28 protein-coding genes are annotated in these 25,483 nt (G+C 59.4%); 13 read left to right on the top strand and 15 right to left on the bottom strand.

Annotated elements, in window-relative coordinates:
- Positions 1-22: 22 nt before the first annotated feature.
- Positions 23-310 carry a DUF2782 domain-containing protein gene (locus KGA81_RS05430; RefSeq protein WP_223544880.1) on the top strand — a complete coding sequence of 96 codons (288 nt, stop codon included), beginning with the start codon at positions 23-25 and terminating at the stop codon, positions 308-310.
- 60 nt (positions 311-370) lie between these two features.
- Positions 371-1,321 (top strand): homoserine kinase, encoded by a 951-nt coding sequence (locus KGA81_RS05425; protein WP_223544879.1) that lies wholly within the window; start codon positions 371-373, stop codon positions 1,319-1,321.
- Between the two features lie 83 nt (positions 1,322-1,404).
- On the opposite strand, the gene znuA is transcribed toward KGA81_RS05425, so the two are convergent.
- Complete coding sequence (gene znuA, locus KGA81_RS05420; protein WP_223544878.1) at positions 1,405-2,334, bottom strand: zinc ABC transporter substrate-binding protein ZnuA; 930 nt, start codon at positions 2,332-2,334, stop codon at positions 1,405-1,407.
- Between the two features lie 57 nt (positions 2,335-2,391).
- On the opposite strand from znuA, the gene zur reads away from it, so the two are divergent.
- The 7 genes from zur (at position 2,392) to KGA81_RS05385 (ending at position 8,090) form a co-directional block, all read left to right on the top strand.
- Positions 2,392-2,874: a zinc uptake transcriptional repressor Zur gene (gene zur / locus KGA81_RS05415; RefSeq protein ID WP_223544877.1), complete on the top strand. Its 483-nt coding sequence runs from the start codon at positions 2,392-2,394 to the stop codon at positions 2,872-2,874.
- The gene (gene znuC, locus KGA81_RS05410) at positions 2,874-3,659 is read left to right on the top strand and encodes a zinc ABC transporter ATP-binding protein ZnuC (protein ID WP_223544876.1); all 786 of its coding nucleotides are present in this window, start codon (positions 2,874-2,876) and stop codon (positions 3,657-3,659) included. The genes zur and znuC overlap by 1 nt, the downstream gene beginning before the upstream one ends.
- Positions 3,652-4,440, top strand: coding sequence for a zinc ABC transporter permease subunit ZnuB (gene znuB, locus KGA81_RS05405; protein ID WP_223544875.1), 789 nt, complete (start codon positions 3,652-3,654; stop codon positions 4,438-4,440). The genes znuC and znuB overlap by 8 nt, the downstream gene beginning before the upstream one ends.
- A gap of 37 nt (positions 4,441-4,477) precedes the next feature.
- Positions 4,478-5,194, top strand: a complete 717-nt coding sequence (locus KGA81_RS05400) for a PA5502 family lipoprotein (protein WP_223544874.1) — start codon at positions 4,478-4,480, stop codon at positions 5,192-5,194.
- A gap of 381 nt (positions 5,195-5,575) precedes the next feature.
- Entirely contained in the window at positions 5,576-6,583 is a 1,008-nt protein-coding gene (locus KGA81_RS05395; protein ID WP_223544873.1) for a methionine ABC transporter ATP-binding protein, read from the top strand.
- On the top strand, positions 6,583-7,257 hold the full coding sequence (locus tag KGA81_RS05390) for a methionine ABC transporter permease (RefSeq protein WP_218431445.1): 675 nt from the start codon (positions 6,583-6,585) through the stop codon (positions 7,255-7,257). The genes KGA81_RS05395 and KGA81_RS05390 overlap by 1 nt, the downstream gene beginning before the upstream one ends.
- 62 nt (positions 7,258-7,319) lie before the next feature.
- Complete coding sequence (locus KGA81_RS05385) at positions 7,320-8,090, top strand: MetQ/NlpA family ABC transporter substrate-binding protein (RefSeq protein WP_223544872.1); 771 nt, start codon at positions 7,320-7,322, stop codon at positions 8,088-8,090.
- Between the two features lie 165 nt (positions 8,091-8,255).
- Here the strand turns inward: KGA81_RS05385 and KGA81_RS05380 are convergent, their stop codons facing one another.
- The 5 genes from KGA81_RS05380 to KGA81_RS05360 are packed head-to-tail and all read right to left on the bottom strand — an operon-like array spanning position 8,256 to position 12,158.
- Positions 8,256-8,891: an SCO family protein gene (locus KGA81_RS05380; protein WP_223544871.1), complete on the bottom strand. Its 636-nt coding sequence runs from the start codon at positions 8,889-8,891 to the stop codon at positions 8,256-8,258.
- A complete protein-coding gene (gene cyoE, locus KGA81_RS05375) occupies positions 8,888-9,787 on the bottom strand; it encodes a heme o synthase (RefSeq protein ID WP_223544870.1) in 900 nt (299 codons plus the stop codon). The genes KGA81_RS05380 and cyoE overlap by 4 nt, the downstream gene beginning before the upstream one ends.
- A complete protein-coding gene (locus KGA81_RS05370; protein ID WP_223544869.1) occupies positions 9,775-10,848 on the bottom strand; it encodes a COX15/CtaA family protein in 1,074 nt (357 codons plus the stop codon). The genes cyoE and KGA81_RS05370 overlap by 13 nt, the downstream gene beginning before the upstream one ends.
- 10 nt (positions 10,849-10,858) lie before the next feature.
- Positions 10,859-11,452: a hypothetical protein gene (locus KGA81_RS05365; RefSeq protein ID WP_223544868.1), complete on the bottom strand. Its 594-nt coding sequence runs from the start codon at positions 11,450-11,452 to the stop codon at positions 10,859-10,861.
- On the bottom strand, positions 11,418-12,158 hold the full coding sequence (locus KGA81_RS05360; RefSeq protein WP_223544867.1) for an SURF1 family protein: 741 nt from the start codon (positions 12,156-12,158) through the stop codon (positions 11,418-11,420). The genes KGA81_RS05365 and KGA81_RS05360 overlap by 35 nt, the downstream gene beginning before the upstream one ends.
- Before the next feature lie 71 nt (positions 12,159-12,229).
- Between KGA81_RS05360 and KGA81_RS05355 the strand changes: the two genes are divergently transcribed.
- Positions 12,230-12,433: a twin transmembrane helix small protein gene (locus KGA81_RS05355; protein WP_223544866.1), complete on the top strand. Its 204-nt coding sequence runs from the start codon at positions 12,230-12,232 to the stop codon at positions 12,431-12,433.
- 24 nt (positions 12,434-12,457) lie between these two features.
- Here KGA81_RS05355 and KGA81_RS05350 read toward each other — a convergent pair whose 3' ends face one another.
- The 4 genes from KGA81_RS05350 to coxB form a co-directional block, all read right to left on the bottom strand.
- Positions 12,458-13,345 (bottom strand): cytochrome c oxidase subunit 3, encoded by an 888-nt coding sequence (locus KGA81_RS05350; RefSeq protein WP_223544865.1) that lies wholly within the window; start codon positions 13,343-13,345, stop codon positions 12,458-12,460.
- 25 nt (positions 13,346-13,370) lie between these two features.
- Positions 13,371-13,922 carry a cytochrome c oxidase assembly protein gene (locus KGA81_RS05345; RefSeq protein ID WP_223544864.1) on the bottom strand — a complete coding sequence of 184 codons (552 nt, stop codon included), beginning with the start codon at positions 13,920-13,922 and terminating at the stop codon, positions 13,371-13,373.
- Between the two features lie 114 nt (positions 13,923-14,036).
- On the bottom strand, positions 14,037-15,629 hold the full coding sequence (gene ctaD / locus KGA81_RS05340) for a cytochrome c oxidase subunit I (protein ID WP_223544863.1): 1,593 nt from the start codon (positions 15,627-15,629) through the stop codon (positions 14,037-14,039).
- Positions 15,630-15,711: 82 nt separating this feature from the next.
- Positions 15,712-16,839 carry a cytochrome c oxidase subunit II gene (coxB, locus tag KGA81_RS05335; RefSeq protein ID WP_223544862.1) on the bottom strand — a complete coding sequence of 376 codons (1,128 nt, stop codon included), beginning with the start codon at positions 16,837-16,839 and terminating at the stop codon, positions 15,712-15,714.
- A gap of 370 nt (positions 16,840-17,209) precedes the next feature.
- Here coxB and KGA81_RS05330 point away from each other — a divergent pair, with 370 nt between their 5' ends.
- On the top strand, positions 17,210-17,860 hold the full coding sequence (locus KGA81_RS05330) for a hypothetical protein (protein ID WP_223544861.1): 651 nt from the start codon (positions 17,210-17,212) through the stop codon (positions 17,858-17,860).
- 119 nt (positions 17,861-17,979) lie between these two features.
- On the opposite strand, the gene KGA81_RS05325 is transcribed toward KGA81_RS05330, so the two are convergent.
- From KGA81_RS05325 to KGA81_RS05315, 3 genes are all read right to left on the bottom strand, one after another.
- Positions 17,980-19,506, bottom strand: a complete 1,527-nt coding sequence (locus tag KGA81_RS05325; RefSeq protein WP_223544860.1) for a SulP family inorganic anion transporter — start codon at positions 19,504-19,506, stop codon at positions 17,980-17,982.
- Positions 19,507-19,596: 90 nt separating this feature from the next.
- Complete coding sequence (locus KGA81_RS05320) at positions 19,597-20,328, bottom strand: carbonic anhydrase (RefSeq protein ID WP_223544859.1); 732 nt, start codon at positions 20,326-20,328, stop codon at positions 19,597-19,599.
- A gap of 243 nt (positions 20,329-20,571) precedes the next feature.
- The gene (locus KGA81_RS05315) at positions 20,572-21,630 is read right to left on the bottom strand and encodes a PA0069 family radical SAM protein (RefSeq protein WP_223544858.1); all 1,059 of its coding nucleotides are present in this window, start codon (positions 21,628-21,630) and stop codon (positions 20,572-20,574) included.
- Positions 21,631-21,848: 218 nt separating this feature from the next.
- On the opposite strand from KGA81_RS05315, the gene KGA81_RS05310 reads away from it, so the two are divergent.
- Both KGA81_RS05310 and KGA81_RS05305 read left to right on the top strand, forming a co-directional pair.
- A complete protein-coding gene (locus tag KGA81_RS05310; protein WP_223544857.1) occupies positions 21,849-22,154 on the top strand; it encodes a hypothetical protein in 306 nt (101 codons plus the stop codon).
- A gap of 240 nt (positions 22,155-22,394) precedes the next feature.
- Positions 22,395-23,039, top strand: a complete 645-nt coding sequence (locus tag KGA81_RS05305; RefSeq protein ID WP_223544856.1) for a dual specificity protein phosphatase family protein — start codon at positions 22,395-22,397, stop codon at positions 23,037-23,039.
- A gap of 42 nt (positions 23,040-23,081) precedes the next feature.
- Here the strand turns inward: KGA81_RS05305 and KGA81_RS05300 are convergent, their stop codons facing one another.
- A complete protein-coding gene (locus KGA81_RS05300; protein ID WP_223544855.1) occupies positions 23,082-23,369 on the bottom strand; it encodes a YheV family putative zinc ribbon protein in 288 nt (95 codons plus the stop codon).
- Positions 23,366-25,417 (bottom strand): oligopeptidase A, encoded by a 2,052-nt coding sequence (prlC, locus tag KGA81_RS05295; RefSeq protein WP_223544854.1) that lies wholly within the window; start codon positions 25,415-25,417, stop codon positions 23,366-23,368. The genes KGA81_RS05300 and prlC overlap by 4 nt, the downstream gene beginning before the upstream one ends.
- Between the last annotated feature and the right edge of the window lie 66 nt (positions 25,418-25,483).

Raw genomic sequence — 25,483 nt, 5'->3', positions numbered from 1 at the left:
ACGACAAAGGGACAAGGTTATCATGCGCACACTAAATCGCCTGTTGCTGGCTGGATTGTTTGCAATCGCACCATTGGCCGTCATGGCAGCGGACGATGCGCCGACACCGGAGCCGGAAGTCACGATCCGCACGGAAGGGGACAAGCTCATTCAGGAATATCGCCAAAACGGCTTCCTGTATGCGATCAAAGTCACGCCCAAAGTCGGCAAGCCGTATTTCCTGGTGCGCGCGGATGGCTCGGAGGGAAACTTCATCCGCTCCGACTACCCGGATATGCTGATTCCGGCGTGGGAAATTTTTAAGTGGTAAGTCGTCCCTAACTTTAATCGGCGCTGGCTCAACAGCGGCGCCCGTACTGGCAGCTTAAACATGTCTGTGTTCACTCCCCTGGCTCGGCCCGAGCTGGAAGCTTTTCTCGCCCCTTATGGCCTCGGCCGCCTGCTTGATTTCCAGGGGATTGCCGCCGGTAGCGAAAACACCAATTTCTTTATCAGCCTGGAGCAGGGCGAGTTTGTCCTGACCCTGGTCGAGCGCGGTCCGGTTCAGGAAATGCCGTTCTTCATCGAACTGCTCGACGTGCTGCACGGCGCTGACCTGCCGGTGCCTTACGCCTTGCGCACCACCGACGGTGTGGCCTTGCGCGAACTGGCGGGTAAACCGGCGTTGCTGCAACCGCGCCTGGCCGGCAAGCACATCAAGCAAGCCAACGCGCAGCATTGTGCGCAGGTCGGTGAGTTGCTCGGCCATCTGCACCTGGCAACCCAGGCCAACATGATCAAGCGCAAAACCGATCGCGGCCTGGACTGGATGCTGGAAGAAGGCACGCAGTTCCTCTCGCACCTCGGCACCGAGCAGAAAGACCTGCTGCAACGGGCGCTGGAAGAAATCACCCGGCAAAAGGAAAAAATCCTGGCACTGCCGCGGGCAAATATTCACGCCGACCTGTTCCGCGACAACGCGATGTTCGAAGGCACGCACCTGACCGGGCTGATCGACTTCTACAACGCCTGCTCCGGACCGATGCTCTACGACGTGGCGATTGCCTTGAACGACTGGTGCTCGGACGACGATGGCGTGCTCGATGGACCGCGAGCGCGGGCCTTGCTGGGCGCTTACGCGGCCTTGCGACCGTTCACCGCTGCCGAAGCCGAGTTGTGGCCGACCATGCTGCGGGTGGCTTGCGTACGGTTCTGGTTGTCACGTTTGATCGCCGCGGAATCGTTCGCCGGGCAGGATGTGTTGATTCACGATCCGATGGAATTCCAGTTGCGCCTGGCGCAGCGGCAGACAGTCAATACGCCTCTGCCTTTCGCCCTTTAAAGCAAAAGATCGCAGCCTTCGGCAGCTCCTACGGACCGATGATGTAGGAGCTGCCGAAGGCTGCGATCTTTTTGTTTCAGCGGCTACAACGACTCCAGACACCCCGCCAGATCATTCCCCAACTTCTCCAGCACCTGCTCATACCCCTGGGCAGTCGCCGGCGTGTATCCGCCCAACGCATCCAGCTCAGCCAGTTTCACTGGCAAACCCGCCACCAAAGTTTCCGCCAGACGCGGGCGCAACGGCGGTTCGCTGAACACGCAAGTCTTGCCGACTTCTTGCAACCGCGCGCGCATCGCCGCGACATGCTGGGCACCGGGTTGCACTTCGGCCGCGACGCTGAACACACCCACGTGCTTGAGGCCGTAGGCGTCTTCGAAGTAGTCGAAAGCTTCGTGGAACACGAAGTAGGGCTTGCCCTGAACATCGGCCAGGCGTTTTTTCAGGCGCGCGTCCAACGCATCGAGGCGCTCGTCGAAGGCCTTCAAGTTGCTCTGATAGCGCGCGGCATTGTCAGGATCAGCGGCGCTCAGATCAGCCGCCATTTTCGTGGCGATGACCCGGGCGTTGACCGGCGACAGCCACAGGTGCGCATCCAGGCTGCCCGGGCGGTGATCGTGGTCATGCTCGTCGGCTTCTTCGGCGTGGGAGTGGCTATCTTCGGCGAAGCGGCGCAGTTTCATGCCCGGCAAATCCTGCACGGCGACGCTGGGCAGCGTACGACCATTGAGCACCCGTGGCAGGAAACCTTCCATGTCCGGGCCGATCCAGTACAGCAGGTCCACCGATTGCACCTTGCGCACGTCGGAAGGGCGCAACGCATAGTTATGCGGTGATGCTCCAGGTGGCAGCAGAACCTCGGGAATCGCCACACCGTCCTGCACCGCCGCGGCGATCAATTGCAGAGGCTTGATGCTGGTAAGGACCTTGACCTCGGCCTGCGCCGAACCGATCAGCAGAAAACTTGCGACAAATGCGACAAAGATAGAAAAAAGTCGGGACACGATGACCACTCGAAGAGGCGAGAACGGGTAACATAATAACGTCTCTCACAAAACTCGTCGCCGCTCATGCTAAAAACACCGATTGCCAGCCGCCCCCACGACCACTCACATTGCGTTCACAGCGCTTTGTCCGAGGCCGATGCCCTGTGCGCACGTCAAGGCCTGCGCCTGACCGCATTGCGCCGACGGGTGCTGGAACTGGTGTGGCAAAGCCACAAGCCCCTGGGGGCCTACGACATTCTCGCGGTCCTCAGCGAGCAGGACGGTCGCCGCGCCGCGCCGCCGACGGTGTACCGCGCGCTGGATTTCCTGCTGGAAAACGGCCTGGTCCATCGGATCTCCTCGCTCAACGCCTTCATCGGCTGCAATCACCCGGAACATGCTCACCAGGGGCAGTTCCTGATCTGTCGTGGGTGCCACGCCGCCATCGAGCTCGAACAAAAATCCATCAGCGACGCGATCATCGCCAGCGCCGGGGATGTCGGGTTTATCGTCGAAGGCCAGACCGTCGAAGTGATCGGTCTCTGCTCGGGTTGCCAGGGGGCTTGATGAGCAACGCGCTGATCCGTCTTGAGCAGGTTGCTGTCACGTTCGCCGGGCAACCGGTGCTGGACAACATCGAACTGAGCGTCGAACCGGGGCAGATCGTTACCCTGATCGGCCCCAACGGCGCCGGCAAGACCACACTGGTGCGTGCCGTGCTCGGCCTGTTGAAACCGGACAGCGGCAGCGTATGGCGCAAGCCGAAACTGCGGGTCGGTTACATGCCGCAAAAACTTCACGTCGATCCAACCCTCCCGCTATCGGTCCTGCGATTCTTGCGCCTGGTGCCGGGTGTGGACCGTGCGATGGTTTTGGCGGCACTCAAGGAAGTCGGTGCCGAACAGGTGATCGACAGCCCGGTGCAAAGCGTTTCCGGTGGCGAAATGCAACGCGTATTGCTGGCCCGGGCCTTGTTGCGCGAACCGCAACTGCTGGTGCTGGACGAACCGGTGCAGGGTGTCGATGTGGCCGGCCAGGCTGAGTTGTACAGCCTGATTACCCGACTGCGCGACCGTCACGGTTGCGGCGTGCTGATGGTCTCCCACGATTTGCATCTGGTGATGAGCACCACCGATCAGGTGGTTTGCCTCAATCGTCACGTCTGCTGTTCCGGCCATCCCGAACAGGTCAGCGGCGATCCGGCTTTCGTCGAGCTGTTCGGAAAAAACGCACAAAGCCTGGCGATTTATCACCACCATCACGACCACGCCCACGACTTGCATGGCTCGGTAGTCAAGGCGCCCGCGTCGGGCCAACCCCATGTTCACGGAGATAGCTGCAAGCATGGCTGATTTTCTGCTCTACGCCCTGCTTGCAGGCCTGGCCCTGGCCGTCGTTGCAGGCCCGCTGGGGTCTTTCGTGGTCTGGCGGCGCATGGCCTATTTTGGCGACACCCTGTCCCACGCAGCATTGCTCGGTGTGGCCCTGGGCTTTCTGCTGGATGTCAGCCCGACCGTTGCCGTCACCGTCGGCTGCTTGCTGTTGGCAGTGTTGCTGGTGACATTGCAACAACGCCAGCCGCTGGCATCCGACACACTTTTGGGAATTCTCGCACCCAGCACGCTGTCTCTGGGCCTGGTGGTACTAAGCTTCATGCACGAAGTGCGGATCGACCTGATGGCCTATCTGTTCGGCGACTTGCTGGCGATCAGTCCAACCGATCTGGCGTGGATTCTTGGCGGTAGCGCTGCGGTACTGGTCTTGCTGGTGACGTTGTGGCGCCCATTGCTGGCGATCACGGTGCATGAAGAACTGGCCAGGGTCGAAGGCCTGCCGGTGGCGGGATTGCGCCTGGCCCTTATGCTGTTGATCGCCGTGGTGATCGCCGTGGCGATGAAAATCGTCGGCGTGTTGTTGATCACTTCGTTGCTGATCATCCCCGCGGCTGCGGCGCAACGTCACGCCCGCTCGCCGGAGCAGATGGCACTGGGCGCGAGCCTGCTGGGCATACTCGCCGTGTGTGGCGGGCTGGCGCTGTCCTGGTTCAAGGACACCCCGGCCGGCCCGTCGATTGTAGTGACGGCCGCCGCGCTGTTTCTGCTGAGTTTTGTTCTGCCCCGTCGAGGGGTGTAGACTTGCTCGTTTTTTGCGCAAATAGAGAGTCGCAGGAATGAAGTCGTTCGCCTCCCGTTATCTGCTCCTTGTCGCATTTTCTTTGCTGCTGGGCGCCTGCCAAAGCACGCCACCGGCGGCCACCGAGGCCGCCGATGCGCGGGCCACGGCCATCGTACAGCTGGAACAAAACATCGCCAGCGATGAACTGGCTATTGCCGAAGACCAATTGGCAGCCCTGCAGGCCGAATCGCCCAACGATGCTTCCCTTGAGCAATACCAGCGGCAACTGGCCGAAGCCTATCTGCGCCGCAGCCAGATCGTGCTGCAAAAGGGTGATGTGGATGCCGCCGCGACCGCCTTGAGCCGTGCCCGCGCGTTGATGCCCAAGGCTCCGGCACTGACCGGCGGAGTCAACGGCTCGATTGCCCAGGCGCGCAAGGCCGAACTGGAAAAAGCCGAAGCCGCCCTCAAGGCTGCCGAAGCCAGGCCAAAAGCCAAGGTTATCGACCTGACGGCTGAAAGCACCACGGTCGTGCTGAATATCAACGATATGGGCAAACTGCGTCGCCAACTGGATGCCATTGCCGCCGATGTGGTGAACTTTCAATGCGACGTGAGCATTCAGGCACCGCGCACCAATGATTACCCTTGGCTGGCAAATTTGCTGACCAAACGGGTGAAGAAGCTCGATCCCGAGTTTGATCTGAAGCTTGAGCGGCAGATTTTACGCAGTGTTCCGGCGCAGATGGTTCTGAGTCCTCGCAAATCTTAAAAGCATCGTCGGAACGCCTCCCGGAGCAAGCTCGCTCCCACAGGGTTTCGGGTTGCCCACACATTTTGTGACCAACACTTCTCTACTGTGGGAGCGAGCTTGCTCGCGATGGCGGTCGCTCTAGCTCCGCAGATCTTCAGGCCAGAATCGCCTTGGCCTTCGCCTACCGGCCCCAAACCCGATGCTGCCCACCAGATCGGATTTGCCTTCGGCCTTGAGTGAGCCTCTTTAGCCGTTCCTTTTTTCAGACCTTTGATCGCGTTATTGCCAAATGACAGGACAAATGCGAAATAAATGCTAAGAACCTCTATACGGACAGGCTAAAATGCGCGCCCGGCTAACCGCTGATCCTTTTCTAACGCGCCCCACAAGGTTCGCTACGTGATCGAGTTTCAAAACGTCCATAAAACCTACCGCGTCGCCGGTAAGGAAATCCCCGCTCTGCATCCGACCAGTCTGACGATTGAGAACGGGCAGGTTTTCGGCTTGATCGGTCATTCCGGTGCAGGAAAAAGTACCCTGCTGCGTCTGATCAATCGCCTGGAAAACGCCAGTGGCGGCAAGATCACCGTCGACGGTGAAGAAGTCACCGCGCTCGACGCCAATGGCCTGCGCCGCTTCCGTCAGCAGGTCGGGATGATTTTCCAGCACTTCAACCTGCTGGCCTCCAAGACTGTCGCCGACAACGTCGCGCTGCCACTGACCCTGGCCGGCGAGCTGTCGCGCAGCGAGATCGAGTCGCGCGTGGCCGAGTTGCTGGCGCGGGTCGGCTTGTCCGACCACGCGAAAAAGTACCCGGCGCAATTGTCCGGCGGACAAAAGCAGCGTGTCGGCATTGCCCGCGCCCTGGCGACCAAGCCAAAAATCCTGCTGTGCGATGAAGCCACCAGCGCCCTTGACCCGCAAACCACCGCATCGGTGTTGCAGTTGCTGGCCGAGATCAATCGCGAGCTGAAACTGACCATCGTGTTGATCACCCACGAGATGGACGTGATCCGCCGGGTCTGCGACCAGGTGGCAGTGATGGACGCTGGCGTGATTGTCGAGCAAGGCTCGGTGGCCGAGGTGTTCCTGCATCCGAAGCACCCGACCACCAAGCGTTTTGTGCAGGAAGACGAGCAGATCGACGAAAGCGAACAGCGTGATGACTTCGCTCACGTGCCGGGTCGCATCGTGCGTCTGACCTTCCAGGGCGAAGCGACCTACGCGCCATTGTTGGGCACCGTCGCCCGGGAAACCGGTGTGGACTACAGCATCCTGGCCGGTCGTATCGACCGCATCAAAGAAGTCCCATACGGGCAACTGACCCTGGCCGTGACCGGCGGTGACATGGAAGCGGCCTTCGCCTGCTTCACCGCGGCCGACGTTCACATGGAGGTGCTGCGCTAATGGAAGCCCTGACAAGTTTCTTTGCCAATATCGACTGGTTCGAAATCTGGCTGGCCACCTGCGACACCCTGCTGATGCTCGGCGGTTCGCTGTTGTTCACCGTGCTGCTCGGCCTGCCATTGGGTGTGCTGCTGTTCCTGTGCAGTCCGCGCCAGTTGCTGGAAGCCAAAGGCGTCTACGCGATGTTGTCACTGGTGGTGAACGTTCTGCGTTCGCTGCCGTTCATCATCCTGTTGATCGTGATGATTCCGTTCACCGTGTTGATCACCGGCACATCCCTGGGTGTTGCCGGTGCGATCCCGCCGCTGGTGGTAGGTGCCACGCCGTTCTTCGCCCGTCTGGTGGAAACTGCCCTGCGTGAAGTGGATCGCGGCATCATCGAGGCGACCCAGGCCATGGGCGCGACCACGCGGCAGATCATCACCAATGCGTTGTTGCCAGAGGCTCGTCCGGGCATCTTCGCGGCGATTACGGTGACGGCCATTACACTGGTGTCCTACACGGCAATGGCCGGTGTCGTGGGCGCCGGTGGCCTGGGTGACCTGGCGATCCGCTTCGGTTACCAGCGCTTCCAGACCGATGTGATGGTGGTGACGGTGGTGTTGCTGCTGATACTGGTCCAGGTACTGCAAACCGTTGGCGACAAACTGGTTGTGCATTTCTCCCGTAAATAAGACATGAGCCGGCCATTCGCTGGCAGGCGCCGGAAACCGGCGCCGCACAAGGAGTTAGCTGAATGAAAAAACTACTCGTGGCCTTCGCGGCCGTTGCCGCGTTCTCTGCCCATGCGCAAACCCTGACCGTCGCGGCCACCCCGGTACCACACGCCGAGATCCTCGAATTCGTGAAGCCGGCCCTGGCCAAAGAAGGCGTGGACCTGAAGGTCAAGGTATTCACCGACTACATCCAGCCGAACGTGCAGGTCGCGGAAAAACGCCTGGATGCCAACTTCTTCCAGCACCAGCCGTACCTGGATGAGTTCAACAAGGCCAAGGGCACCCACCTGGTTTCCGTGGCCGGCGTGCACCTTGAGCCCCTGGGCGCTTACTCCAGCAAGTACAAGACCATTGCCGAACTGCCTGGCGGCGCCAACGTCGTGATCCCGAACGATGCCACCAACGGCGGCCGTGCGCTATTGCTGATGGCCAAGGCCGGGCTGATCAAGCTGAAGGATTCGAACAACATCCTGTCGACCGTCAAGGACATCACTGATAACACCAAGGACCTGAAAATCCGCGAACTGGAAGCCGCCACCATCCCGCGCGTGCTGACCCAGGTCGATCTGGCGCTGATCAACACCAACTACGCGCTGGAAGCCAAGCTCGATCCGTCCAAGGACGCGCTGTTCATCGAAGGCAGCGACTCGCCGTACGTGAACATCCTGGTGGCTCGTCCGGAGGACAAGGACAGCGAAGCGATGAAGAAGCTGGTGACTGCCCTGCACAGCCCGGAAGTGAAGGCCTTCATTCTCGAGAAGTACAAAGGTGCGGTAGTGCCGGCGTTCTGATCGACAAAATGCAACAAAAAAGGGGCGCATTCAATGCGCCCCTTTTTTGTGCCGGATGTCCGCCCCTTGTAGGAGCGAGCTTGCTCGCGAAAGTGTGTCAGCCACTGTGATGTCGACTGACACTCCATCGCGAGCAAGCTCGCTCCTACAGAGGGTTTGTGGCGCTTAGTTGCGTTTGAGCATCACCGGCAATTGCGCCACCAGCTTCGCATTATTCAACGGCGCGCGGATGAAGCCGCGCTGGGTGCCATCCGGGCCGATCACCGCGAGGTTGCCGCTATGGTCGACGGTGTAGTTCGGCTTGCTGGTGTCCGCCGGAATGTATGGAATGCTTACCGCGTTGGCGATCGTCTGCAGCTCTTCGGCCGACGCCGGGGTCAGGCCGATGAACTGCGGATCAAAGTAACCCAGGTACTGCTTGAGCTGCTTGGGCGTATCGCGATTGGGGTCGATGCTGACCAGCACGATCTGCAATTTATCCACAGCCTCAGGCGGCAGTTCACTTTTGATCTGTCGCAGCTGGGCGAGGGTGGTCGGGCAGATGTCCGGGCAGAAGGTGTAACCGAAGAACAGCAAGCTCCACTTGCCTTTCAATTCATTGATCGCGACCGGCTGGCCGTCCTGATTGGTCATCGTCACGTCCGGCAGATTACGGCTCTGCGGCAGCAAGATGATTCCGGCGTCGATCAACGCTGTCGGATCGCCCTGACTCTTCCCGGACAGCACCTTGTTGACGGTCAGGCCCAGGATCAGTGCGACCAGGGCGACGAGAATGAAGACGGTTTTCTGGGTTCGAGTCATAGGTTCAACAGTAAGTAGTGGTCTACGAGCAGGGCGATAAACAGCAAGAACAAGTAGTAAATAGAGTACTTGAACGTGTTGATCGCCGCGTGCGGCCGAGTGCCACGGTACAGCACTACGGCCCAATGCAGAAACCGCGCGCCCAGCCCGAGCGCACACGCCAGGTAGAGCGTGCCGCTCATGTGGATGACGTAAGGCATCAGGCTGACGGCGAGCAGCACGAAGGTATACAGCAGGATATGAACCTTGGTGTAGTGCACGCCATGGGTGACCGGCAGCATCGGGATGTCGGCCTTGGCGTACTCCTCCTTGCGATGGATCGCCAGTGCCCAGAAGTGCGGCGGGGTCCAGGCGAAGATGATCAGCACCAGCAGCAACGGTTCGGCGCTGACGTGACCGGTGGCGGCGGTCCAGCCAAGCAACGGCGGCGCCGCACCGGCCAGACCTCCGATGACAATGTTCTGCGGGGTCGCGCGCTTGAGAAATCCGGTGTAGATCACCGCGTAGCCGAGCAACGAGGCGAGGGTCAGCCACGCAGTCAGCGGGTTGGTAAACGTCAGCAACATGACTTGCCCGAGGGCCGCCAATACCAGCGCGAACGTCAGCGCGGCGGTCGGCGAAACCCGGCCTTCGGCAAGCGGCCGTTTGTGGGTGCGCGCCATGATTGCATCGATGCGCCGGTCAACCACATGATTGACCGCCGCTGCGCCACCGGCACATAAAGCGATGCCCAGGTTGCCGAAAATCAGCACCGTCCATGGCACGCCGGCACGGGTCGCCAGGAACATCCCCACCAGTGAAGTGATGAGCATCAGCACCACGACTTTGGGTTTGGTCAACTCCAGATAGTCACGCCAGATCGCCTGACTGGGACGTTCGCCGATCAGAATCGCCACGGCATCTCTCCTTTTATTGTTATGGGCCCGGCTGAGTGTTTACGCGGGCTGAAGTGCCAGCGCGTTGGCTGCTTGACCCGGACCAGACTGGTTCGGGCGTGGTAATTGACCAGCACCATGGTCAGCAACAGCGCCGCGCCGCCCGCGTTATGCGCGACGGCCACTGCCAGCGGCAGATGGAACAGCACGTTGCTGATGCCCAGGGTGATTTGTGCGCCAAGGGCGATCAGCACCAGGCCTGCCAGGCGCGTCATGCCGACAACCTTCAATTGCCAGGCCAGACCGAGCAACACCAGGGTGACCAGCAACGCACCGATGCGATGAGTCAGGTGAATGGCCGTACGGGCATCGCTGTCCAGTTGCCCGCCGAGATAGTTCGGACCGATGTGTTGGGTCAGGTGAAAGCCATTGGCGAAGTCGGCAGGCGGCAGCCATTGGCCGTGGCAAGTAGGAAAGTCGATACAGGCCACGGCGGCGTAATTGGAACTGACCCAGCCACCGAGGGCGATTTGCCCGATCACCAGCAGCAGTCCGGCCGTCGCCCAGTGCTGCAGGCGTCGCGGCACGGTCAGCGCCGGCAGTACGCCGGACAGGCGCAAGGTCAGCAGAAACAACAGGCTCAAGGTCGCGAAACCGCCCAGCAAATGCCCGGTAACCACCTGCGGCCAGAGCCTGAGCGTTACTGTCCACATGCCGAACGCGGCTTGGCCAAAAACCACCGCCAACAAAAACAACGGCAACTTCACCGGTTGTCCCGGATGACGGCGATGCAACCACGCGCGGCCGGCCAACACCGTGATCAATATCCCCAGCGTGCCGGCGAAGTAACGGTGGATCATCTCGTTCCAGCCCTTATGGGCCTCGACTGGAGTGTCCGGGAAATGCAATTGGGCATGGGCCAGCTGGACTTCGCTTTTCGGCACGCTGATGAAGCCGTAGCAGCCGGGCCAGTCCGGGCAGCCGAGGCCCGCGTGGGTCAGGCGGGTGTAGGCGCCGAGCAACACCACAATCAGTGCCAGCAAGGTGGCAAACAACGCGAGGCGAAATCCAGGTTTGGCCATGACGATGCCCTTATCCGATATTCGACAGTTTCAGCAGGTGACGCAGGTCGTTGAGCAGGTCCTTACCCTTCACCGACGGGTCATAGCGCAGCACCAGGTTGCCATGAGGGTCGATGATCCACAGGTGCGGTGCGTCATTGCTCTGAGCCCCTTTAGTGTAGGTCGGCAAGTCCAGCAAATAGCGTTGCAACTGCGGGTACTCGCGTTGAAGTTTAGTCTCGTAATCGCTGTTCAGCGTCTGCGCGGCGGCCAACGCATGGCTGGCGCGGGACGCATCGCGGCCAAGGCCGATCTGGATCTGCCGCGCCAGATACACCAGTTGCTGGCAGTCCACCGCACAATCCTTGGGCGCCGTTACCAGTATCTGCCAGCGATCCTCCTGAGCCTGCACGCCGATGTCGGCACGGGTCTGGCCGTTACCGATCAGTTCGCCGTGATAGCTGCGGCCCTCGGGCACCCAGAAATTCAGCTTGTACATGCCGGTGGCGAGGATCATCGGACCGATCACCCCGAGCAGGATCAGCAATAGTTGCAAGCGGCCCTTGCGCCGGTTCACCGACGGTTTCGCCTCAGACATGCTGGGTGGATTCATGGCCGCTCCCATGGTGTTTCTCCTTTGCGTTGTGCCAGCCGAGATAGAGATAAAGGCCGAACAGGGCGATCGTCATGGCGAACCACTGCACGGCATAAGCGATGTGTTTTTCCGGCCCCATGACCACCACCGGCCAGTCGGCCTGATAAGTGGCGGGGCCGGTTTCGGCGCGCACTTCGTAGGCAAAGCCTTCGCGGTTCAGTGCAGTCCAGAGTCTGGTTGGTTCAACGGCCGTAATCAGCTTTGGCCATGTCAACGTTGTGGGATCTGCGTGCAATTGGAACGTCGCACCAGGGGAGACGTAGACCCACGCGTCGAGGCTGACCACTTCAGTGGGTGTCTTGAATTGGGGTGGTGTGCGGCGCTCCGGCCACGGCAGCCAGCCGCGATTGACCAGCAGCCAAAGCCCGGTGGCCTGATCGTGAAACGGTTGCAACAGCTCGACACCAACCTTGCCGTTGCGTTGACTGTTGTCCAGCAGCAGGCTGTGTTCAGCATCGAACTGACCGTACAGGTGAACCCGACGGAAGGCCGGATCTGTCGTGTGTTGCAGTTCGGTGCTGGCCATCGGCTCGGCGGCCCGGCGCTCTGCGTAGGTTTGCAGCAGCGCGCTTTTCTCCGCGCCCCGGCTTAATTGCCAGAACCCCAAAGACACCAACAGCGGCAGCAACAGCGCCACCACCAGCGTTGGCACGATTCCCGGCCGAAAGCGCTTCATGGCGTCGCCAGAAAATTGGTCATCGCGATAGCTATACTCAAATGCATCGCCTCTCCCCCCGGAGTCTCACCATGCTCAAAGCAGCCATCGTCCTGATGCTGATTGCCACGGTCGTCAGCCTGTTCAGCGGCCTGTTCTTTCTGGTCAAGGACGACAGCCGCTCAAACCGCCTCGTCATTGCCTTGAGTGTTCGTGTAACCCTGGCCGTCATTACCCTTGGTTTGATTATCTGGGGCTTTTTCAGCGGCCAGTTGGCCTCCCACGTTCCGTGGTAGCTATAGGAGCGAGCAAGCTCGCGCCTATAGCACATAGACGAAAACGAACAGCCCGATCCACACCACATCCACGAAGTGCCAGTACCAGCTCGCCGCTTCGAAGCCGAACTGATGCTCGCTGTCGAAGTGCCCGCGCATGATCCGCATCAGCATCACGAACAGGATGATGGTGCCGATGGTCACGTGGGCGCCGTGGAACCCGGTGAGCATGAAGAATGTCGCGCCGTAGATGCCCGAGCCCAGGGTCAGACCCAGTTCGTGGTAGGCGTGAATGTACTCTTCGGCCTGGAAGGTGAGGAACGCACAGCCGAGCAATACGGTGAGCAACAGCCAGAGTTTCAGTGCGCCGCGATCGCCCTTTTTCAGGGCATGGTGGGCGATGGTCACGGTCACGCTGGAACTCACCAGCAACACGGTATTGAGCAACGGCAGGCCCCAGGGGCTGATGACCTCCTTGGGCGGTGGAAACAGTTTGGAGTCTGGGTTGCTCAGCAGCGGCCAGGTGAACTGGAAGTTCGGCCATAGCATGTGCGCAATGCCTTTGGCGCCTTCACCGCCGAGCGCCGGCCCGGAGATATGGCGGACATAAAACAGCGCGCCAAAAAACGCGATGAAGAACATCACCTCCGAGAAAATGAACCAGCTCATGCCCCAGCGGAACGAGCGATCCATCTGTGCGCTGTACAAACCACTGCGACTTTCCTTGATCACCGTGCCGAACCAGCCGAACAGCATGTAAGCCACCAACAGGCCACCGATGAAAAAGATCAGCGGCCCGTGGGATTCCGGACGCGCCGCTTTCAGATCGTTGAACCAGGTAGCCAGGCCGTACACGGTGGTGACCATGCCGAGCGTGGCGATGATCGGCCATTTGCTCTGGGCGGGAACGTAATAATGTTCATGAGTTGCCATTTATTGTTCTCCTTATCGGGCACGCTCAGCCGCCAGTGTTTACAGCTACCGGTGGATGTCGGGCGGTGATATCGAACAGCGTGTAAGACAGCGTCAGGTGCTTCACTTCCTTGGGCATGTCACGGTCAACGATGAAACGTACCGGCATCTCGATCCGTTGACCGGGCTGCAGCACTTGCTGGGTAAAGCAGAAACATTCGGTCTTGTGGAAGTACGCCGCCGCGGTGCTCGGCGCAATGCTCGGCACTGCTTGGGCGCTCATCGGCTTATCGGTGGGGTTGTGGGCGATGAAGATCATTTCGTTCACCGCCCCCGGATGAGCCACCAGTTCCTCGCCCTTGGGATAGAAGTCCCAGGGCATATCGGCAGTGTTGGTCGACAGAAACTGCACACGCACCTGCCGCGAGGTGTCGACCGTCTGCTCGCCCTCGTACTGCCCGGCGGTTTTGCCGTTAATGCCGAAGGCCTTGCACATCACGTCGTAGATCGGCACCAGTGCAAACCCGAACACAAACATCGCCACCACCACGGTCAGCAGGCGCGTGACCAGCTTCTTCATTGAAATTGAGTCAGCCATGGTTTCGAACCCCTACACCAAACCTTGTAGGAGCTGGCTTGCCAGCGAAAGCGCAATGTCTGACACACCGAGCCGCGGCTTTCGCTGGCAAGCCAGCTCCTACAGGGCGCGCGTTCATTTCACTTCCGGCGGCGTGGTGAAAGTGTGATACGGCGCCGGTGACGGGATGCTCCACTCCAGGCCTTCAGCCCCGTCCCACGGTTTGGCCGGTGCTGGGGGGCCGCCGCGAATGGTCTTGATCACGATGAACAGGAAGAAGATCTGCGTAGCGCCGAACATGAATGCACCGATCGACGACACCATGTTGAAGTCGGCGAATTGCAGGTTGTAGTCCGGAATCCGTCGCGGCATCCCCGCCAGCCCCACGAAGTGCATCGGGAAGAAGGCCATGTTCATGCCGATGAACGACAGCCAGAAATGCAGCTTGCCGAGGGTTTCGTCGTACATGTGGCCAGTCCATTTCGGCAGCCAGTAGTAGGCCGAAGCGAAGATCCCGAAGATCGCACCCGGCACCAGTACGTAGTGGAAGTGCGCAACCACGAAGTAGGTGTCCTGGTACTGGAAATCCGCCGGGGCGATGGCCAGCATCAACCCGGAGAACCCGCCGATGGAGAACAGGATCACGAACGCCACGGCAAACAGCATCGGCGTCTCGAACGTCAGCGAGCCTTGCCACATGGTGCTCGCCCAGTTGAACACCTTCACGCCGGTTGGCACCGCAATCAGCAGTGTGGCGTACATGAAGAACAGCTCGCCCACCAGCGGAATGCCAACCACGAACATGTGGTGCGCCCAGACGATGAACGACAGGAACGCGATACTCGCCGTGGCGTAGACCATCGAGGTGTAGCCGAACAATGGCTTGCGCGAAAAAGCCGGAATGATCGAGCTGACGGCACCAAAGGCCGGCAGGATCATGATGTACACCTCCGGGTGACCGAAAAACCAGAACACATGCTGGAACAGCACCGGGTCACCGCCACCGGCGGCGCTGAAGAAGCTGGTGCCGAAATGAATGTCCATCAGCATCATGGTCACGCAGCCCGCCAGTACCGGCATCACCGCAATCAACAGGAACGCGGTGATCAGCCAGGTCCAGACGAACAGCGGCATTTTCATCAACGTCATGCCGGGGGCGCGCAGGTTGAGGATCGTCGCGATCACGTTGATCGCCCCCATGATCGAACTGATCCCCATCAAGTGAATGGCGAAGATGAAGAAGGTCACGCTTTCCGGCGCGTAGGTCGTCGACAGCGGTGCATAGAAGGTCCAGCCGAAGTTCGGCCCGCCGCCGGCGGTGAACAGGGTCGATACCAGCAGCAGGAACGCTGCCGGCAACAGCCAGAAGCTGAAGTTGTTCATCCGCGGCAGGGCCATGTCCGGCGCACCGATCATCAGCGGAATCATCCAGTTGGCAAGGCCGACGAAAGCCGGCATCACTGCACCGAAGACCATCACCAGACCGTGCATGGTGGTCATCTGGTTGAAAAACTCCGGCTGGACGATTTGCAGCCCCGGCTGGAACAGTTCGGCACGGATCACCATGGCGAACGAGCCGCCAAGCAGGAACATGGAGAATGCAAACCACAGGTACAGCGTGCCAATGTCCTTGTGGTTGGTGGTCAGCACCCAGCGCATCAAGCCTTTGGCGGGGCCGTGGGCGTGGTCGGTGGCGGTATGAACATGTTCATCGACTACAGCAGTCATGTCCTGTCTCCTGCAAACAGATGGGCTGGGCAGGCCGGGGTGCATACCCCCGACCGGTTCCGTACGTGCGCAATAGACCGGGTCATTTGCTTTCCGCCTGTTTCAGCTCCAGTACTTCCTTAGGCGTGACCATGTCGCCTTTGTTGTTGCCCCAGGCATTACGTTCATAGGTCACGACCGCCGCGATATCGACTTCAGATAGTTGCTTGCCGAACGCCGCCATGGCGGTACCGGGCTTGCCGTGGAAGACAATGCTCAGGTGAGCATCTTTCGGTCCGGTGGCAATTTTCGAGCCCTTGAGCGCCGGGAACATCGGCGGCAGGCCCTGGCCTTCGGCCTGGTGACAGGCCACGCAGGTGGTGTGATAGACCTTGTCGCCGCGATCCTTGAGTTCGTCGAGCGTCCATTCCTTGCTGGTCAGCTCTTTGAGCTGCGCGGCCTCGACCTTGCGATCGGCCAGCCATTTTTCGTAATCGGCCTTTTCCTTGACCTCGACCACCGTCGGCATGAAGCCGTGATCCTTGCCGCACAACTCGGCGCACTGGCCACGGTAGATGCCGGGCTTGTCGATGCGGGTCCAGGCCTCATTGACGAACCCGGGAATCGCATCGCGCTTGACCGCGAAAGCCGGCACCCACCAGGAGTGGATCACGTCGGCAGAGGTCACCAGGAAGCGCACCTTGGTGCCGACCGGCAGCACCAATGGCTTGTCGACTTCGAGCAGGTAGTGCTCGCTCTTGGCTTCCTTGTTGTGGATTTGATCCTGGGGGGTGGTCAGGTTGCTGAAGAACTCGACGTCCTGGCCCAGGTATTTGTAATGCCACTTCCACTGGTAGCCGGTGATCTGGATATCGATCTCCGGCTCGCTGGCGTCGTACATCTTGATCAGGGTTGCGGTAGCGGGAACCGCCATGGCCACCAGGATCAGGAAGGGTACGATGGTCCAGAGGATTTCGACGGTGGTGCTTTCATGAAATTTGGCGGCCACCTGCCCGGTCGAGCGGCGGTGGAGAATCATCGACCAGAACATGGCACCAAAAACGATGATGCCGATCACCACACAGATCCAGAAAATGGTCATGTGCAGGTCGAATACTGCGTGACTGATTTCAGTCGCTCCAGGCGCCATATTCACAGTCCAGGCCGCTTGCGCCTGACTGAAAATCGACCACAACAGGAGGCCCATCCAGACATGTGGATGTCGCATCATTGCGGGTTCCCCTTATCGTTCTTGTTATCCCGCCGGCTTTCACCTGCGGCAAGGGAGCGGCTGCATCAGACTACGAACTTGAATCGCCGGGCCTTGCTGCACATGCAGTCGGGCGTTATCAGCTAACTCCATTCAATGGCGAGTATAGACAGCGACTCCGACCTCGCAACGCGATGACGTAAATGATCTGAAACAGCGGGGACTTGCGTTCAAGGGCACGATTGGAGAAGGATGCAGACGAGTGGTGGCAAATCGATATAACGCAGATGCATCAAGGATGAAATAATTATGACAAATGCGTCTTAGCATTTTTCGTAAGCCAGCTAAGTTATGTCTTCCCTATTTCATTGCCTTGTTTCCTGGAGTTTTCATGAACACCGCCGCATTGCGCGAGCAGATCCAAAAAGCCCAACAACATGAAGCCGAGACCGGCCTGCTGACGCGTCAGCTGGAAAGTAAACTGCCTCATCTACACCCGACGATCCAATTGCCGGAGACCGATACCAACGGCGTACTGACGCGATTTGTCACCGCCTACATCGAAGAAGTCCCCGATCTGCTGGATGCAGCCAATGAAGTCGCCAGGGAAGCGGGCATTGAGTCACAGATCACACCGGTGCTGACTATCGCCGAGCAGTACTTCCTCCAGCCGCCAGCCATCATGGCCGGCCATGTCGGGCTCGACAGCCTGCTGGACGAAGCCTACCTGTCGCACCGGTTTGTCGAAGAGGTCAATGACCTGTACATCAAGCATTTCGGCCAGCCACTGATCCCCTTGGACATGACTGTCGCCAACCTGATTGCTCACCAATTGATCGGTGAGGAATTTGCCAACCAACTGGACGAAGTGGTGCATCACGCGTTCGATCAAATGTTGACCGAAGAGAGCTTTGCGCTGGAGTCGGTGGAAGCCTACCGCGACAAGCTGAGCAGCCCGGACACCGGTGCCGCGTGGAAGCGCTGGCCGTGCATGTCGCGCCGTTTGGGCGTGGGCCTGGAGCTGGATCAGCCGGCAGCTTGATCCATCGCTAAACACAATCCCCTGTAGGAGCGAGCTTGCTCGCGATGAGGTCATGTCATTCAACATCAAAGTTGACTGATCCGCCGCCATCGCGAGCAAGCTCGCTCCCACATTGGTCCTCAGCCAGCCGCACCTATGCCCGTGTTGGTACGAACCCGCCCTTCAAGCCTGCGCTTCAACCCACGCGATTCAATCAGCAGCTTCGAACCCTTGGCCGCGTTCGCCCGACCCCATTCCTCCAGCAACTCCAGACACGCGTGGTCGATGTAGCTCAAGTTATTGAGCGGCACATGCACCGTCGCGCCTGGCGCAATGCTACCCAGCACCTGGGTCAGCGCCGGCACTTTGAGGAAGGTTGCAGCGCCTGTCAGGCGCAATTCCACTTGCCCTTCCTGCGGCAGGTCGATCAGGCTGATTTTCAAGCGCGAGGCTTTAAGCGCCAGCTTCACCAGCGTCAGACCGAAGCCAATCAACACGCCAGTCAGCAAGTCCGTAAAAACGATGGCGAGCGCGGTTGCCACATAGGTGAACATCGGCGCCCGACCATACCGGCCCAAACCACGAAAGACCTTGAGGTCCACCAGTTTGAAACCGGTGTACACCAGCACGCCTGCCAGGCTTGCCACCGGAATGCGTTGCAGGACACTGGACAGCAACAGCACGAACGCCAGCAGCCACAGACCGTGGAAAATGGTCGAAAAACGTGTGGTTGCTCCGGCCTGAACATTCGCCGAACTGCGCACGATAACGCCCGTCATCGGCAACGCCCCAAGCAGGCCACACAGCATGTTGCCAATACCTTGCGCCGACAGTTCCCGGTCGAAGTCCGAGCGCTGACCACTGTGCATGCGATCAACCGCGGCGGCTGAAAGCAAGGTTTCGGCGCTGGCGATGAAGGCCACGGCAAACGCAGCGATCAGCAAGGTCGGATCAGCCAGGTTGAGCAGATCCGCCGGCTTCAGCCAGTCGATGGCCTCCGTCAGGTTGGCCGGTACCTCGACCCGCTTGACCTGCAATGCCAGCACAAGGCTGGCAAGCGTGGACAGACCGACGCCAAGTAGCGCGCCAGGTATGAAGCGCAGGGATTGCGGACGGAGTTTGTCCCACAGCCACATGACGGCAATCGTCGACAAACCGAGCAAACCGGCTTGCCAGCCAAACGTGGGCAACGCCTGAGCCAGCGCCGCCGGGAAGGCTGCCAGGTTACCCAGGCCTGAGGGTTTTGGCACGGCATCCAGCATTACATGCACCTGAGACAGCACAATCAGCACGCCAATTCCGGCCAGCATGCCGTACACCACAGCAGGCGCCGTCACCCGAAACCAGCAGCCCAGCTTCAAACGGCCAGCTACCAGTTGTAGAAAACCTGCCAGCAACAGTATGGGTCCAAGCATGGCGATGCCGTGCTCACGAACCAGTTCGAATACCAGAACGGCCAGGCCCGCTGCCGGGCCGCTGACTTGCAACGGCGAGCCGGCCAACCAGCCAACCACCAGACCACCGATGATGCCGGTGATCAGCCCTTTCGCCGGCGGCAGCCCAGAGGCAATCGCGATGCCCATGCACAGAGGCAGGGCGACCAGAAACACAACCACCGAAGCCAGCAGCTCCCGTGGCAGAACAGCTTTGAGTCGAGCAGCACGCATGGTGAGTCTCCCGAAGTTTTCTTCAGGCATGGCAAAGCCAGGCTGCCTGAACGGCAGCCTCAGCTAAACCACACAACGATTTAGGAGGATTTAGAAGCGCGCTTTTGGCGTCGCCACAGGAATCGGCAGGCTGCCATTTAGCGGCAGGAAACAGCCTTGATCAGCGTCGTACGCTTTGATTTCGCTGGTTTCGATGTTGTAGACCCAGCCGTGGATAAACAGCTGACCGTTGGCCATGCGCGAGGCCACCGACGGATGGGTACGCAGATGCTGCAACTGGGCGATCACATTCTCTTCGGTGAGAATGTGCATGCTTTCGCTTTCGCTAGAGCAGTTGCAGTTCTCCTGCACCATGGTCTTGGCCACTTCGGCATGACGCAACCAGGCTTTGACCGTGGGCATTTTTTCCAGACTGTCCGGGTGGAGCACCGCACGCATGGCACCGCAGTCGGAATGCCCGCAAATGATGATGTGATGCACCCCGAGAGCCAGTACGGCGTACTCGATCGCCGTGGAAACACCGCCGTTCATTTGCCCGTAAGGCGGTACGACGTTGCCGACGTTACGGGTCACGAACAGGTCTCCGGGGGAGCTCTGAGTGATCAACTCGGGAACGATGCGCGAATCGGCGCAGGCAATGAACATCGCTCGTGGCCGCTGGGCCGTGGCGAGTTTCTTGAAGAGTTCTTCCTGCTGAGGAAAGATCTCATGATGAAAATGCAAAAAACCGTCAACGATATGCTGCAACGCTGCATCGGCGGTTTCCGCCTCGGGTTCGGGCGAGGCCGACGCAGCCAACGGCTGTTTATCCTTGTCACTCATCAATTCATCCTCATTGGCGGGCTCAGGGAGTCATCCCGTATGGTCCGGTCTGAAGCCAGTGGCTGGTTAAAAAACATCCAGGCCAAACATCTCGACCCATCAGTCACTCGATGAACAAGTTAGCGGCCGAATCTTAATTGAAACTGAATAAAACGCTCTAGAACGCATGTTCCAGGTCACAAAAACGTGACCAACCCAAGGCGTGAGCACGATCTTCGATACTCAACCATAGGCCAATTGTCCTCAAATCAACGACATTTGGCGACCGGGCGGACAAAAGGCATTGCAGTCCAGATCAAAGCCTTCCCGGTGATTGAGCCCCTGCCGTTTGATCGCTTTGGCAAAGCGCTGCGCCAGCAGGTCCGCAAACGGACCTTCACCGCGCATCCGCGCACCAAAGCGACTGTCATAAAGTTCGCCACCACGGCTCTGGCGAATCAGGCTCAGCACATGCGCCGCCCGTTGCGGATAGTGGGTGCCCAGCCATTCTTCGAACAGCGGCGCCACCTCAAGTGGCAAGCGCAGCATCATGTAAGCAGCGCTCTGTGCTCCGGCGCCGTGGGCCTCGGCGAGCAGGCTTTCGAGTTCGCTGTCGTTGATCATAGGAATCATCGGTGAGCACAGCACACCCACCGGAACGCCCGCCTCGCGCATGACCCTGATCGCTCGCAACCGGGCCTTGGGTGCTGCTGCGCGGGGCTCAAGGATGCGTTTGAGTTCGTCGTCCAGGGTGGTCAGGCTGATCATTACCGCTACCAGTCTTTGGCTGGCAAGCTCGGTCAGCAGATCCAGGTCGCGAAGAATCAGTGAGCCCTTGGTGACGATGGTCACCGGATGGCGGTAGCGCAGCAATACTTCGAGGGTTCGGCGGGTGATCTTGTATTCACGCTCAATCGGTTGATACGGGTCGGTGTTGGAGCCGAGGTTGATGGGTGCACATTGATAGCCACGTTTGGACAGCTGCTCCTCCAGAACATCCACGGCATTGGTCTTGGCGATCAGCTTTGTCTCGAAGTCCAGCCCTGGCGACATGTCCCAATAGGCGTGACTGGGGCGCGCATAGCAATAAATGCAACCGTGCTCGCAGCCGCGATAGGGATTGATCGAGCGATCGAAGGGCAAGTCCGGCGAGGTATTGCGCGTAATGATGGTTTTCGCCGTTTCGATCTGCACCTCAGTGCCTTGAGTGATCGGCACTTCCTGGTACCAACCGTCGTCTTCAGCCACCGACCGGTTCGGGGCGAATCGGTTGTGCGGATTGGTCGCGGTGCCGCGGCCGCGTGGGGGCAATGGCGTGTGCATGGGGGAACCCTGATTGCTGTATGTCCATACAGTACATCGGCAGCGATCAGCCGACCAGCCGACCAGTGCCATTCGGCACTTTTTCAGCACTCATATATCGAGAAGTTGTTGAAGGGTAACCAAGAGATACATATTGTGACTGGTCAGCTCATAAGAAATATCGCTATTGTCTTTTCCGCAACAAACATAAACCTGGATATTTTTAAAAGGATTTAATGATGTCACGTTTCAATCATCGCGGTATTTTTCTGCAAAAGCTTGGCCCAACAATAGTCAATCCAGACGAAGTGCTTGTCTCAATGCAGTTCGCATTGAAAGAAGAAGATTGGGACGCCGAAAATAACGTGGAGACCACAGCTTTACTGGACTCTACCATCCTCATTGCATCGTCCCATGACGGTGGCCGATCGTTCAGCCTCGGTAATATCAACAAGGATATCGATGGTGACGGCGATATTGACGCCGATGACAAGGCTAAACTTCTGGCCCTGGCTAAAGCCTATGTCAGTATTGCCAGGCCTTGATCAGTACTCATAGAAAATTCAGACACAGCTAATCAGCCCTGGTCGAACTTAACACTCGACCAGAGTACTTTTACTGCAAGTATTGGCTCATCAATATTTTACGGTTCCATCATATTTAGTGAAAACAATCGACAAGCTATCTGCTTCACGATTCTTTGACGAACAGCTCACAGACCTTTGACCGTGCATGGCTGACCCTTGTCAGCATCTTCCCGTCCCTTTCTGAACGGTCGCTCAAGTATGCCTCTATCGCGAATTTTATCTGCAATATGCCTGTCGTTGGTTGCGCTCGCTAACCTGACACTGGCACTTGCTGACGACAGTGCGATGCAGCGTCCGGCAGACTGGGCCCAACCAGTCGAGAAGCAATACAACCTCTTCCAGATGTCGCCGACGCTCTATCGCAGCGCCTTGCCGGACAAGGCTGCGGTGCATCTGCTGGAGAAGCTCAAGGTCGGCACGGTGATCAACTTCCTGCCTGAAGCAGACTCCAGTTGGTTGTCCACGCCAGGCATCACGCAAGTACAGCTGCCTTATCGCACCAACCATGTGGATGACGCCGATGTGCTCAAGGCCTTGCGCGCCATCAAGTCTGCCGAAGCCAAAGGCCCGGTGTTGATGCATTGTAAACACGGCTCAGACCGTACTGGCCTGATGGCAGCCATGTACCGGGTTGTCATCCAGGGCTGGAGCAAGGAAGAGGCACTGAACGAAATGACCCAGGGCGGCTTTGGTGACAGCACCCATTTCAAGGACGGCATTCGCTACATGATGCAGGCCGACGTGGACAACCTGCGCACGGCGCTGGCCAATGGCGATTGCAGCACCAGCCCGTTCGCCGCGTGCTCGATGAAGAGCTGGTTCAAGTCCGCTCATATCGAATAAAAAAAGCCCCCGCGGCATTGCGCAACGGGGGCTTTTTTTCACTCAGTGTTGTTCGTCCGGCTTTTTCTGCAGTTTCGGGTTCGGGAAGAACTGAACCGTCTGAACCTTGGTGTCGGCTGGTTTGGGGGCGCTGGTATTAACCCGCGTCCCCAACTCCCTGGGTACCGACAACCCTTGCTCATTGAGTGTGTCGGAGTAACCGCAAGCCACGCACTCTCGGTGCGGGACCTGGTCTTCGTTCCACATCATCAACTTGTCCGGCTCGCTGCATGCCGGGCAGACCGCCCCGGCGATAAAGCGTTTTTTCGTAATCACAGGTCCCTCACTCATGCTGCTGCGCCCTCACTCAGGCCGCTGTGGCGCAAGAGTGCGTCAATCGACGGCTCACGGCCACGGAAGTCGACGAACAACACCATAGGCTCCTGGGAACCGCCGCGTGCCAGGATCGCTTCACGGAAGGCGCGACCGGTGTCGGCATTGAGCACGCCTTCTTCTTCGAACTTCGAGAACGCATCGGCCGACAGCACTTCAGCCCATTTGTAGCTGTAATAACCTGCGGCATAACCACCGGCGAAGATATGCGCAAAGCTGTTGGGGAAGCGGTTGTAGGCCGGCGGGCGCATCACCGAGACCTCGTCACGCACGCTTTCAAGCACTTGCAGCACGCTGCGGCCGTCGCCGTGGGTCGCGTGCAATTCGAAGTCGAACAGAGAGAACTCCAGTTGGCGGACCATCATCAGGCCGGACTGGAAGTTTTTCGCCGCGAGCATTTTCCCGAGCAGGTCCTGAGGCAGAGGTTCGCCGGTTTCATAATGACCGGAAATCAGCGCCAGGCCTTCCGGCTCCCAGCACCAGTTTTCCATGAACTGACTTGGCAGTTCGACGGCATCCCACGCCACGCCGTTGATGCCGGACACGCCAGCATGCTCGACGCGGGTCAGCAAGTGATGCAGGCCGTGACCGAATTCATGGAACAGGGTGGTGACTTCATCGTGGGTCAGCAGCGCAGGCTTGCCGCTGTCGGCCGGGGTAAAGTTGCACACCAGGTTCGCCACCGGGCTTTGCAGCACGCCGCCAGCGGTGCGACGACGGTCCCGGGCTCCGTCCATCCAGGCCCCGCCACGCTTGTTGGCACGAGCATACAGATCGAAGAAGAAGCGGCCGACGTGCTGGCCGTGTTCCTTGATTTCGAACAGACGGACATCCGGGTGCCAGGCGTCGAAGCCTTTGAGCTCGGCGATTTCGATGCCGTACAGGCGCTGAACAATGGCAAACAGACCACTCAACACCTTGTCGATCGGGAAGTAGGCGCGTAGGGCTTCCTGGGCCACGCTGTAGCGTTGTTCACGGAGTTTTTCAGCGTAGAAACCGCTGTCCCAACTCTGCAGATCCGGGCAGCCTTGTTCGGCGGCGTAAGCCTTGAGCTGCTCCAGATCCCGGGCGGCGAACGGCTTGCTGCGCTTGGCCAGATCACGCAGGAAACTCAGCACCTGATCGCTGGATTCAGCCATTTTGGTCGCCAGGCTCAGCTCGGAGAAACTGCTGAATCCCAACAGCCTGGCCAGCTCCTGACGCAGGTCGAGGATTTCTTCCATGACCGGGCCGTTGTCGTTCTGACCGGCATTCGGTCCCTGGTCCGACGCACGGGTGCAGTAAGCCGCGTAGACTTCTTCACGCAGTGCGCGGTCCTGGGCGTAAGTCATCACCGCGTAATAGCTCGGGAATTCCAGCGTGATCAGCCAGCCATCCAGGTCCTTCGCTTGGGCCGCGGCGGCCATTTGCGCCTTGGCGGAATCCGTCAGGCCGGCGAGGGCTGCTTCATCGGTGATGTGTTTGGTCCACGCCTGAGTGGCGTCGAGCAACTGGTTGGAGAAACGGCTGCCAAGCTCCGACAGCTTGCTTTGCACTTCGGCGTAACGCTTCTGCTCGGCTTCCGGCAGGTCGATACCCGACAGACGGAAGTCACGCAGGGAGTGTTCCAGGATAGTTTTCTGCGCCACCTCGAAACCGGCCGCTTCCGGGCTGCTGGCCAAGGCTTCGAAGGCCTGGAACAGTTCGCGGTTCTGGCCCAGCTCGGTGGAGTAGGCGCTCAAGGCCGGCAGGCACGACTCGTAGGCTTCACGCAGTTCGGCGCTGTTGCACACCGCGTTGAGGTGGCTGACCGGGCTCCAGGCGGCGCCCAGGCGGTCGTTGAGCTCGTCCATCGCCAGCACCAGGCCGGCCCACGTTGGCTGTTTGACCTGGGTCTTGAGGATCTCGACGATGGCGGCACGGTTGTCAGCCAGGATCTGTTCAATGGCCGGTTGTACGTGTTCGGCGCGGATGGCGGAGAACGGCGGCAGGTCATAGGACTGCAAAAGAGGGTTGTTCACGCTCACGGTTGATACCTTGGCTGGAGAAACATGCAGCCATCTTAATTACAATCGGCACTCACCGCAGCTATC

Origin of the sequence: Pseudomonas sp. A-B-19, from assembly GCF_019947515.1 — a bacterium.
Classification (GTDB): Bacteria; Pseudomonadota; Gammaproteobacteria; order Pseudomonadales; family Pseudomonadaceae; genus Aquipseudomonas.
The sequence above is the reverse complement of the archived record's forward strand: the minus strand, read 5'-3'. Positions and strand labels throughout refer to the sequence as shown.